We start from the raw sequence: 11896 nt of genomic DNA on the forward strand, positions 1-11896 counted from the left end.
TTCGGCAGGTGTTCCGCGCTTATTCTGCGGCGGTGTCTTCGGTCTTCTCAGCCTCGGCAGCCTTCGGCTCTTCCTCGCCGTAGTAGCCGCTCTCGGGGCGGATGTCGATATTGTAGCCGGTCAGGCGGGCGCACAGACGGGCGTTCTGGCCCTTGTTGCCGATGGCAAGGCTCAGCTGCTGGTCCGGCACGGTCACGCGGCAGGAGCGGGTCTCGCCGGGCAGCAGCTCGACCTTGACCACCTTTGCGGGGCTGAGAGCTGCGGAGATGAACTCGGAGATGTCCTCGCTCCACTTCACGATGTCGATCTTCTCGCCGCCCAGCTTCTCGACGACAGCGGCCACACGGTCGCCGTGGGGGCCGATGCAGGCAGAGACGGGGTTGACGTTGGCGTCCTTGGACCAGACAGCCATCTTGGTGCGGGCGCCGGCCTCGCGGCTGATGGCCTTGACCTCGACGGTGCCGTCGTAGATCTCAGGCACTTCCAGCTCGAACAGGCGCTTGACGAGGCCGGGGTGGGTGCGGCTGATCATGACGCGGGGGCCGCGCTCGCTTGCCACGACATCCACGATGTAGACCTGCAGCATCTGGCCCTCGGTGTAGACCTCGCCGGGGACCTGCTCGTTGCGGGGCAGGATAGCCTCGCCGCCCTTGCCCAGGTCGAGGGCAACGATGCCCTTCTCGGGGTCAACGCGGGTGACGGTAGCCTGCACGATGTCGTGGGCGCGGGACTGGATCTCGCTCAGCTGCTGGCTGCGCTCAGCCTCACGGATGCCCTGACGGATGACGTGCTTTGCGGTCTGGGCGGCGATGCGGCCAAAGTCCTTGGTCTTGAGGGGGGTCACGACGCGGTCGCCCACCTGATAGCTCTTGCGGATGTGCTGAGCCTCGGTGATGCCGATCTCGCTGTGCTCGTCGTACCAGTCCTCATCGGCCACGACGTCCTGGATGAGGGCGACGTTGAACTTGCCGGTGTTGGGGTCGATCTCGACCATGACGTGGTCGTCCTCGACCTCGTAGTTCTTCTTCACGGCGATGACGATAGCAGCCTTGATCTTGTCGATCAGGTACTCCGCGGTAATGCCGCGCTCGTGCTCCAGCATGGAGAGAGCTTCAAAAAATTCGTTGTTCGCTGCTGCCATTTTTCGGGTTCCTCCTAGATTATAATGGTATCTTTTCTCGATTCATCTTTGGCTCTCCCTCTGGGAGAGCTGGCGCGGAACGCGCCTGAGAGGGCTGTTCTTAATCAAACAGATGTTCGTCATCACAGAGATGGACGCCGGATGCGGCGTTCACCTCAAAGCTCACCGGGCCGTTCTCCGTCTCGACCGTGACGGTGCTGCCCTCGCGGCCTTTCAGGATACCGGCAAACTCGCGCACGCCGTCGGCGGTGGGGCGGATGAGCTTGACGCCGATTTTCTCGCCCTTGAGTGCCTCGTAGTGCTCCGGGCGGGTCAGCTTGCGGCCAAGGCCGGGGCTGCCCACCTCGAGATAATAGCTCTGGTCGATGGGGTCTGCCTCATCGAGGATGGGGTCCAGCGCGTGGGACACTTCGGCACAGGTGTCGGTGTCCATGGTGCCATCCTTGTCGATGAGCACACGGAGATACCAGTCCGGCCCTTCCTTCTCAAAGACCACATCCCACAGGCGCAGGCCCATGCCCTCCACGACGGGGCGGACAAGCGCTTCGACTCTCTGGGCGGTGTTGCCGCCAGACTGCTTCGCCATAAAAAACCTCCAAACAAACAAGAAAAGCGGACCTTGCGGCCCACTTTCCAATAAAACTATAGCGTACAATTAGAATATAGCATACTCTTGCGGATTATGCAAGCTTTTTGCTAGAAATTTTGCGTTTTTACGCCTGCTGTACCCGCAGCGAAGCGAATTCAGCCGTCGAGCCATGCATCCAGAAAAGCAGATGCAAGCTTAAGGGCAACCTCAGCAACCTCTCCGCCGGAGACTCCATCCCCGTTCACTTGATACAACTTGTCCAGCATCTCATCAAGAACAGGTGTATTATAACCCAGAAGATGACCATACTGTGGATGATAACGGTAGCGGATGCAGCCATCTGAACCCTTTGTATAGTATCCCTCTTCCGTAAACAGGAATCCCTTACTGCCGTCTCCAAAAAACGATTCATCAATCATGCCCAGAACATCCCGGTAAGATACCCCGCTCGCGTAGGACTCGCGTGCTTTCTCGAACTTGCTCATCGGGATCTCCCCTTGTGTATAGCACTTGTATCTGCTGCATCTGGGCAAATACTCTTGAATGATCCGGGCTTTCGCCTTCTTTTTGTCTTCTGCCATACTTGCACCTTCTCCATTTCTACATTCGACATCGTTCGCAGTTTTCTCCTGCCCGCAGATGCCATCTCCCAATAGCTATATTATACTATCAGTCTCTATGCAAATCCATCGGCAAAATTCCAGAAAATCCGGTCGATTCTTTTACAGCACCCACACACCATCACGGAACAGGTCAACCGTATGTCCATCGCGGCACTTGCCGGTAATATGGCTGTCCTCGGCACCCACCATGACGTCCTCGTGGATGGCGGACTGGTTCATGCCCCGGGCCAGCAGCTCGTCCTTGCTCAGGCGGGTGCCGTTCTCGGTGGTGCCGGGATAGCTGGCACCAAAGGCGATGTGACAGGCGGCGTTCTCATCGAAGAGGGTGCTGTAGAACAGCGCGCCGCTGCGGTTGATGGGGCTGGATGCCGGCACCAGCGCCACTTCGCCGATGCTCCGTGCGCCCTCGTCGGTGTCCAGCAGCCGGCCCAGAAGCTCTGCGCCCTCGTCTGCACCGTGCTCCACGACGCGGCCATCCTTGAAGGTGACATGGAAGCCCTTGATGAGCTGGCCGTTGAAGACGTAGGGCTTGGTGCCGTAGACGATGCCGTTCACCTTGTCCTTGTGGGGTGCGGTGAAGACCTCTTCGGTGGGGATGTTGGGCAGGAAGACCACGCCCTTTTCACTGACGCTGGCAGCACTCTCCCAGGTAGCCTTGTCGGCGATGCCGACGGTCAGATCCGTGCCGTTGCTGCTCTCGAAATGGACGCTCTCGAGGTCGAGGGCGTTCATCTTGTCCTTCAGGCCGGTGAGACGGTCGAGGTGAGCCTTCCACTCGTTGACGGGGTCGCCGCCCGTCACGCGGCAGACATCGAAAATGAGCTGCCAGAGCTTCTCGATGGCCGCAGCCTCGTCCAGCTCCGGGAACATCTTTTTTGCCCACGGGGCGCTGGGCATGGCGGCGATGGACCACTGGACGCGGTCGTTCATGGTGTACTCGCGCCACGGAGCCATGAACTTGCGCTGACCGGCGTTCACCCGGCTGATTTTCGCGCCGTCCAGACCGGCGTAGACTTCCGGGTCATCGGCGAGGATATGCAGCACGCAGACCCCGCCCTCACTCTCGGCGTAGTCGAGATAGCGGCGCAGCTGCCAGGACTTGAAATCGCTCAGGGCTTCCTCGCTGCCCAGTTCCATCCGGCTGCGGGAAACGTCGTTGTCGCTCCAATTCACCAGCACGTCACGGGCGCCGGCCTCGTAGGCACTGCGCACGCACAGACGGGCCAGCGGTGCGGCCTCGAGGCAGCAGTTGATGACAAGGGTCTGGCCCGGCTGGGGATTGACACCCACCCGGACGATGAAATCGGCATATTTTTTCAGAAGAATAGTAAAGTTTTCCACGGAATATCCTTTCTGCCGTGCAAACCACGGCGGTGCATTTTCTATCTGACAGTATAACCGTTCCCGGGCGAATTGTCCACCCGATAAAAACAAAACAGACGCCTCTTCCGGTTGAAAAAACCACGAAACGTCTGTTATACCATCATTCGAGAGTGCTGTCTACATACGGCAGGCGGTCTGCACCTTTCCGGTCCTGCGTCGGGAAGGCGAACATTTTTGTTATGCCCCCGACGCTCCACAGCGAAAGGGGTGATGCTTCATGACGCTTTTGGAAACTTTAGCTCTACTCACGTTGCTTGCAACTGTGGGTTTTGGGATGTTCGATATTGCGTATAAAATCTTCAATAACAAAAAATGACCGTCGTGCCTACCAAACTCGTGCGGTCATTCTTTGTGATTGACTTGCCGGAAAGGTGCTAACCGTTTGCCAGACAGCACTTTCTTTAGTTTATATTAAACCACAGCCCCGCCGAAAATGCAACGGCGGGGCTGTTTTTCACTCACAAAAGTGAGTTTTTATCAGAACTCAATCTTGCTCTCGATGTAGCTCTTCAGCTCGGAGATAGGCATACGAACCTGCTCCATGGTGTCGCGGTCACGGACGGTGACGCAGTTGTCGGCCACGATGCCCTTGGCCTCGTCGCCCACGGTGTCGAAGTCCACGGTGATGCAGTACGGAGTACCGATCTCGTCCTCACGGCGGTAGCGCTTGCCGATAGAACCGGTATCGTCGTAGTCCACCATGAAGTACTTGCTCAGCTCATTGCGGATCTCCATTGCCTTGTCACCCAGCTTCTTGCTCAGGGGCAGGACAGCGCACTTATAGGGAGCCAGAGCCGGGTGCAGATGCAGGACGGTGCGGATGTCCTCCTTGCCCTTGCTGTCGGTCAGGTGCTCCTCATCATAAGCCTCGCACAGGAAGGCCAGAGCCACGCGGTCACAGCCCAGAGACGGCTCGATGACATAGGGGATGTAGTGCTCGTTGGTCTCGCTGTCGAAGTACTCGAGGCTCTTGCCGGAGGCTTCCTGATGACGGCTCAGGTCGTAGTTGGTGCGGTCTGCAATGCCCCACAGCTCGCCCCAGTCGGTGAACGGGAAGGCATACTCGATGTCGGTGGTAGCGCGGCTGTAGAAGGCCAGCTCTGCAGGCTCGTGGTCACGCAGGCGCAGGTGCTCCTTCTTGATGCCGAGGCTCAGCAGCCAGTTCTCGCAATAGTCCTTCCAGTAGGCGAACCACTCGAGGTCGGTGCCGGGCTTGCAGAAGAACTCGCACTCCATCTGCTCGAACTCACGGGTACGGAAGGTGAAGTTGCCCGGGGTAATCTCGTTTCGGAATGCCTTGCCCACCTGGCAGACGCCGAAGGGCAGCTTGCGGCGGGTGGTGCGCTGGATGTTGGCAAAGTTGACGAAGATGCCCTGTGCCGTCTCGGGACGGAGGTAGCAGGTGGAAGAGCTGTCCTCGGTGACGCCGATGGCGGTCTTGAACATCAGGTTGAACTTACGGATGGGGGTGAAGTCGTGCTTGCCGCAGACGGGGCAGACAATATCCTGGTGTTCAGCGATGAAAGCGTCCATCTCGTCAAAGCTCATGGCATCGACGTTGACCTCGGGGTGCTCGTCGCCGATAAGCTTGTCAGCACGGTGGCGGGCCTTGCAGGCACGGCAGTCCAGCAGCGGGTCCGAGAAACCGGCAACGTGGCCGGTGGTGATCCAGGTCTGAGGGTTCATGATGATGGCGGCATCGAGGCCCACATTGTAGGGGCTCTCCTGCACGAACTTCTTCAGCCATGCCTTCTTGACATTGTTCTTGAACTCGACGCCCAGAGGGCCGTAGTCCCAGCTATTGGCCAGACCGCCGTAGATCTCGGAACCGGGGAACACATAACCACGGTTCTTGCAGAGATTGACGATCATATCAAGGGTCTTTTCGCTCTGTTCCATTGTAAGTACATCCTTTCCGTCCGCGGCTGGTTTGCCGTGTCGTGTTGTGTATTTGTCCCGGCTGCTTTCCCCGCAGCCGGGCGTGCTTTTCCTGTTAAAAGCACAGTATCTTTACTTTATCATGTTTTGCGGGGATTGTAAAGCCTTGCCCCGCATCCGGAACAACACAATCGGATTTATCATATAAAAATGATAAAAAATAAAGAGTCTGACGAAATTTTCCGCAGACGACAAAAGCCCCCGCTTCTGCAAGGGCTTTGAAGCTCACTTATGATATTTCATTCCTGCATTGATGGTGCAGGCACGGTAGATCTGTTCGGTGAGAACAAGGCGGGCCAGCTGGTGGGGCATCGTGATGCGGCCCATGCTGAACTTGAGCGCCGCCGCGCGCTTGACCTCATCCGAGAGGCCGTGGGACGAGCCGATGACGAAGGCCACATCTCCCGCACCGCTGTTTGCGCGGTCGGCAAGGAACTGGGCCAGCTCATCGGAGGAGATCTGTTTTCCTTCAATGCACATGGCGACGATCGCCGCGCCCTTGCGGACGCTGCCGAGGATGGCTTTGCCCTCTTTATCCAGCGCCTTTTTCACCACAGCGTCGGAGGCGTTCTTCTCTTCGATTTTTTCTTCCGGAAGCTCGATGATGCGGAAGGACGCAAACGCCGCCAGACGCTTCTGGTATTCGGCCACGCCCTCGGCGAAGTATTTCGCGTTGAGCTTGCCGATGCAAATCAGGTCGATATTCTGCATGGTTATCGTTCCTCTTTTGTGTATGATCTCGCGCTGGTGGCGCGGGGCATTTTTTTCTTTTGGTCAAGCGGCTTGCGCTCCGCGCGGGCCAGAGGTAGGGAGGGGTGTTTCGAATCCCCCCTCCCTACCTCTGGACTCCACTCTCCCCGCAACGAGTTAAGGGCTGCTCGCCCTTAACGATTCCAAAGATGAGGTCGAAGCCCAAAAATGCTAGCCGCTTCGCTAAACGCATTTTTTTGTGCTTCTCCCATTTACGGCTCCGCCGAAGATTTTACCTTTCTGCTGAACTTTACGCCCTGCGAGGGCGTAACACCCGCTGCGAAGCAGCAAATCGGAGAAACGAGAAAAAAGTGCAACAGCGACGACCGCCGCCTGCGGCGGATACAGGGAGGAGCTGTTGGAGCCGCGGTCAGCAGGACACGAGTGCCACTCAAGGCACGAAGTGGTCGCTGGGCACCGCAACCCGTCTTAGCGCAGCGACTAGCTTTTTTCCGTTTCGACAACCCCTTCGGGATTATCAAGGGCGAGCAGCCCTTGATTCGTGCCTCCCGCGCCTCGAAAGTAGCGGGTGCTTTTCTGGTTCTCTTTTGGCACGCAAAAGAGAACTTAGCCCCAATGCAGAAGCGCTCTGACTCCGCGCCACCGGCGCGAGAACCATTTCTGGTTCTCTTTTGACATCAAAAGAGAACAATTAGCCTTAATGAAAGAGCGCTCCATCCTGCGCCGCAGGCGCAAAAATCATAGCAGCGTCATCTGCTCTCCTTCATCCTCCGCGCGAATCAGCGCACCCGTAGCCGGCAGGCTGCGGACGCGGTAGCGGTGGGGATTTGCCAGTTCCAGCGTGTCCGCCGGGACGACGGAGGCGATGGTCTGGTTCTTTTTCAGGGTCACGACCGCCACACCCTGACTGTCGCGGGTGGTCTTTGCAGCGATCTGCGCTGTGCCGACCAGGAGCATCCGTCCCGCGCTGGTGCGAATCGCAAGCTCTGTCTCCTCGGGCAGGAAGAACATCGTCGCCAGCGGCTCTTTGTCACAGTAGGCTTTCAGCAGCTTGCGGCGGTTCTGCTTGGTGGCGTAGGAGCTGAGCGGGATTTTTGCGCACTTGCCGCTGGCAAAGAAGAAGAGCATATGGCCGCTGTAGTCGGAGGTAATGACCATGGAGAGGATGTTCTCGCCCTCGTCCATGCCCAGACGGCCCGGCAGATAGATGCCCATCTGGGCCACCTTGCCGTCTTCCAGCTCGGCCAGACGCACCTTATACACCTGCTGCATATCAGTAAAGAACAACGCTTCTACGTTGTTCCGCGTCTCCACCTGCTGGACGATCTCGTCGCCCTCCTTGAGCTTGTGCGCACCGGCAGTGCGCAGGCTCTGGGGCGGGATCTTCTTCAGATAGCCCTCGCGGGTGAAAAAGACGGTGACGGGATAATCCGGCACAGCCTCTTCCTCGGCGCCGCTCTCTTCCTCGGGCAGGTCGTAGAGGATCTCGCTGCGGCGGGGCTGGCCGTACTTCTTTGCCACGTCGGCCAATTCCTTCATGATAATTTTGCGGATGCGGGCAGGCTTTGCGAGGATGTCGTTCAAATCGGCGATGTCGGCTTCCAACTGCTCGATCTCGCCGGTGCGCTTGAGGATATATTCCCGGTTGAGGTGGCGCAGCTTGATTTCAGCCACATAGTCGGCTTGTACTTCGTCGATGCCAAAGCCTATCATCAAGTTGGGGACGACTTCCGTCTCCTCCTCCGTGGTGCGGATGATGTGGATGGCCTTGTCGATGTCCATCAAAATCGCCGCCAGACCCTTGAGCAGGTGGAGGCGCTTTTCCTTGCCGTGGAGGTCATACCAGGTGCGTCGGCGGACGCATTCCATCCGGAAGGCCGTCCACTCCTGCAAAATTTCCCGCACGCCCATGACCCGGGGCTGGCCCGAGACAAGGATGTTGAAGTTGCAGCTGAAGCTGTCTTCCAGCGGGGTGGCCTTGAAGAGCTTGGCCATCAGCTTGTCGGCGTCCACGCCGCGCTTGAGGTCGAGGGCGAGCTTGAGGCCGTTCAAATCAGTCTCGTCGCGCATATCGCTGATTTCTTTGATCTTGCCCGCCTTGACCAGCTCGGCGATCTTGTCCATGATGGCCTCCACCGTGGTGGTGGGCGGTATCTGGGTGATCTCAATCATGTTCTCGCCCGGCACGGCGGCGTAGCGGGCGCGCACCTTCACGCTGCCGCGGCCATTCTCGAAGATGTCCCGCATCTGGGCTTCGTCGTAGAGGATCTGGCCGCCGCCCACGAAGTCCGGGGCGGGCATGGTGGTGGAGATGTCGTGCTTTGCATCCTTCATGAGGGCGACGGTGGTGCTGCACAGCTCTGCCAGATTGAAGGAGCAGATGTTGCAGGCCATACCGACGGCGATGCCCAGCGTGTTGTTGGCCAGAATGGTCGGGAAAGTCACGGGCAGAAGGGTCGGTTCGGTGGTGGTGCCGTCGTAGTTGGGGACGAAGTCCACCGTCTCTTTGTCGATGTCCCGGAACAGCTCTTCGCAGACACTTTCCAGTTTTGCTTCGGTGTAGCGGGCCGCGGCGCAGGACATATCGCGGCTGTAGGCTTTGCCAAAGTTGCCCTTGCTGTCCACGAACGGCACCAGCAGGCTCTCATTGCCCCGGCCCATGCGCACCATGGTGTCATAAATGGCGGCGTCGCCGTGGGGGTTCAGGTGCATGGTGCTGCCCACGATGTTCGCCGACTTGGTGCGCGCGCCCTTGATAAGGCCCATCTCATACATCGTATACAGCAGCTTGCGGTGGGCGGGCTTGAAGCCGTCGATCTCCGGCAGCGCGCGGCTGACGATGACGCTCATCGCGTAGGGCATATAGTTCGTTTCCAGCGTGCGGGTGATGGGGTCTTCCAGCACACTGCCGGCGTTCAGTATCTCAACGCCCTCGCCCAGCTGGGGGCGGACAGGCTTTGCGGTTTTTTTGCTCGATTTTTTTGCCATTGTAAATCCTCTTTACTAGAGTTCCCTCGTAACTCAACCTCTCAGTCTCGCTACCGCTCGACAGCTCCCCTAGCGAGGGGAGCCTCTGGCGAAGAGGGAAAGCTTTTCCGAAATGCCAAAGCCTCCCCTCCGTAGGGGAGGTGGCAATGCGAAGCATTGACGGAGAGGTTTAACTCACATCCAGATCATCCAGATACTCTGCGCCGTGCTGGGCGATATGCTCCTTGCGGCCTGCGAGGTTGTCACCCAGCAGGATGTCGAACACCTGCGCGGTGCGCTCCACGTCGGTAGGCATCACCTTGATGAGGCGGCGGCTCTCGGGGTTCATGGTGGTCAGCCACATCATCTCGGGGTCGTTCTCGCCCAGACCTTTCGAGCGCTGGATGGTGTATTTCTTATCGCCGATCTCCTCGAGGAATGTTGCCTTCTCGGGTTCCGTGTAGGCGAAATAGGTGCGGTCTTTCGTGGTGATCTCGTACAGCGGCGACTCCGCGATATAGACATAACCCTCGTTGATGAGAGTGGGGGTCAGGCGGTAGAGCATGGTCAGCACCAGTGTGCGGATCTGGTAGCCGTCCACGTCGGCATCGGTACAGATAACGATTTTATTGAAGCGGAGATTGTCGAGGTTGAAGGTAGCAAGCTCCTTGTTGTGCTTGCCGCCCAGCTCCACGCCGCAGCCCATGACCTTGATGAGGTCCACGATGACGTCCGACTTGAAGATGCGGGCATAGTCGGCCTTGAGGCAGTTCAGGATCTTGCCGCGGATGGGCATGATGGCCTGATATTCACTGTCGCGGCTGGTCTTGACCGCGCCCATAGCCGAATCGCCCTCGACGATATACAGCTCACGGCGGGAGGCATCCTTGGTGCGGCAGTCCACGAACTTCTGCACGCGGTTCGCGAGGTCGATTTGGGTCGAGAGTGTCTTTTTGATGCTCTGGCGCGTTTTTTCGGCGTGCTCACGGCTCTGCTTGTTCACCAGCACCTGCTGACAGATCTTCTGGGCCTCGTCGGGCTTTTCGAGGAAGTAGACTTCCAGATAGTGCTTGAGGAAGTCGGTCATGGCCTGAGAGACGAACTTGTTGGTGATCGCTTTTTTTGTCTGGTTCTCATAGCTGGTGCGGGTGGAGAAACTGGACGAAACGTACACCAGACAGTCCTGCACATCCTGAAAACTGATGGCACTCTCGCCCTTTTTGTAGAGGTTCTTATCCTTCAGATACTTGTTGATCTGGTAGACGAAGGCCGTGCGGACGGCGTGCTCCGGACTGCCGCCATGCTCCAGCCAGGACGAGTTGTGGTAGTATTCCAGCAGCTGCACCTTGTTGGAGAAGCAGAACGCCGCGCTCATCTTTACCTTATAGTCAGGCTGGTCTTCGCGGTCACGGCCAGTAGCTTCGCTCTCGCAGCTGAACACTGGGGTCAGGCTGTCCTCGCCCGCCGTCTCAGCTACATAGTCGGCGATGCCGTGCTCATAGCACCAGCTCTCCTTCCACGGCTTGCCGGTGGCGGGGTCTTTCTCCTTTTCGTCGGTGAAGTTGAGGGTCAGGCCCGCGTTGACGACAGCCTGACGGCGGAGGACATCTTTATAGTAGCTGCCGGGAACGTCGATGTCGGTAAAGACCTCATCGTCCGGCTTCCAGTGGATGATGCTGCCGGTGCGGCGGCCCTTGTAGGGTTCTTTGTGCAGGCCGCCCACATTCTCGCCCTTCTGGAAGTCGAGGTGGTAGTGGAAGCCGTCGCGATAGATGTCGGCGGTCATCCATGCCGAGGCGTACTGGGTGGCGCAGAGGCCCAGACCGTTCAGACCGAGGCTGAATTCATAGTTGTCCTCGCCCTCGCCGTACTTGCCGCCTGCGTACATCTCGCAGAACAGCAGCTCCCAGTTGTAGCGCTCTTCACCCTTGTTCCAGTCCACGGGCATACCGCGGCCAAAGTCTTCGACGATGACACTGCCATCCTTGCAGCGGGTGACGTTGATGGTGTCACCGTGGCCGTCGCGGGCCTCGTCGATGGAGTTGGAGACGATCTCAAAGATGGAGTGGGCGCAGCCCTCCACGCCGTCCGAGCCGAAGATGACGGCCGGGCGCTTGCGCACACGGTCGGCACCCTTCAGCGAAGTGATGCTTTCGTTGCCATATTCCTGTTTTCTTGCCATGCTGCTCCTCCCGGCCCCGGAATGTTCTTGCAGTGGAGCCGTCTCAAACGCTTTTGCTATATATAGGTATATATTCCCACAGCGGGAGAAAAGCGATTCTTTTCATTCTTATTTATTAAACCATAGGTTGTTGAAGATGTCAAATATTCTTTCCCTGTCTGCCGCCCGCAAAAAGCGTCAGAAAAGTCAGTCTTATTTTAGACGATAACACGGGCAAAATAAAGAAAGTTCAAAAATTCTCAAAAAATTTTTGCATTTACCCCTTTACAAAATCGAAATTTCAGGTATAATAATCATCGTCCGGTGCGCCTCTGTAGCTCAGTCGGTAGAGCAGGGGACTGAAAATCCCCGTGTCATTGGTT

General features: G+C 57.9%; 9 protein-coding genes. All 9 read right to left on the minus strand.

Annotation, left to right across the window (positions count from 1 at the left end; genetic code table 11):
- Positions 1-19: 19 nt before the first annotated feature.
- The 9 genes from nusA to J3349_RS12755 all read right to left on the minus strand — a co-directional run bounded on the left by nusA (position 20) and on the right by J3349_RS12755 (position 11534).
- Positions 20-1141 carry a transcription termination factor NusA gene (gene nusA, locus J3349_RS12715; RefSeq protein ID WP_207677666.1) on the minus strand — a complete coding sequence of 374 codons (1122 nt, stop codon included), beginning with the start codon at positions 1139-1141 and terminating at the stop codon, positions 20-22.
- A 100-nt stretch (positions 1142-1241) separates the two neighbouring features.
- Positions 1242-1727 carry a ribosome maturation factor RimP gene (gene rimP / locus J3349_RS12720; protein ID WP_158396369.1) on the minus strand — a complete coding sequence of 162 codons (486 nt, stop codon included), beginning with the start codon at positions 1725-1727 and terminating at the stop codon, positions 1242-1244.
- 158 nt (positions 1728-1885) lie between these two features.
- Positions 1886-2311, minus strand: coding sequence for a hypothetical protein (locus J3349_RS12725; RefSeq protein WP_207677667.1), 426 nt, complete (start codon positions 2309-2311; stop codon positions 1886-1888).
- Positions 2312-2452: 141 nt separating this feature from the next.
- Entirely contained in the window at positions 2453-3694 is a 1242-nt protein-coding gene (locus J3349_RS12730) for an aminopeptidase (RefSeq protein WP_207677668.1), read from the minus strand.
- A gap of 519 nt (positions 3695-4213) precedes the next feature.
- Entirely contained in the window at positions 4214-5635 is a 1422-nt protein-coding gene (locus tag J3349_RS12735) for a glycine--tRNA ligase (RefSeq protein WP_207677669.1), read from the minus strand.
- 94 nt (positions 5636-5729) lie between these two features.
- Complete coding sequence (locus J3349_RS12740) at positions 5730-5903, minus strand: hypothetical protein (RefSeq protein ID WP_207677670.1); 174 nt, start codon at positions 5901-5903, stop codon at positions 5730-5732.
- Positions 5900-6385 (minus strand): 23S rRNA (pseudouridine(1915)-N(3))-methyltransferase RlmH, encoded by a 486-nt coding sequence (rlmH, locus tag J3349_RS12745; protein ID WP_207677671.1) that lies wholly within the window; start codon positions 6383-6385, stop codon positions 5900-5902. Before rlmH ends, J3349_RS12740 begins: the two co-directional genes overlap by 4 nt.
- 738 nt (positions 6386-7123) lie before the next feature.
- Positions 7124-9373 (minus strand): DNA gyrase subunit A, encoded by a 2250-nt coding sequence (locus tag J3349_RS12750; protein WP_207677672.1) that lies wholly within the window; start codon positions 9371-9373, stop codon positions 7124-7126.
- Positions 9374-9542: 169 nt separating this feature from the next.
- Positions 9543-11534, minus strand: coding sequence for a toprim domain-containing protein (locus J3349_RS12755; RefSeq protein ID WP_015565875.1), 1992 nt, complete (start codon positions 11532-11534; stop codon positions 9543-9545).
- Positions 11535-11896: the final 362 nt, after the last annotated feature.

It is taken from the genome of Faecalibacterium sp. Marseille-P9590 (assembly GCF_017377665.1).
Taxonomy (GTDB): Bacteria; Bacillota; Clostridia; order Oscillospirales; family Ruminococcaceae; genus Faecalibacterium.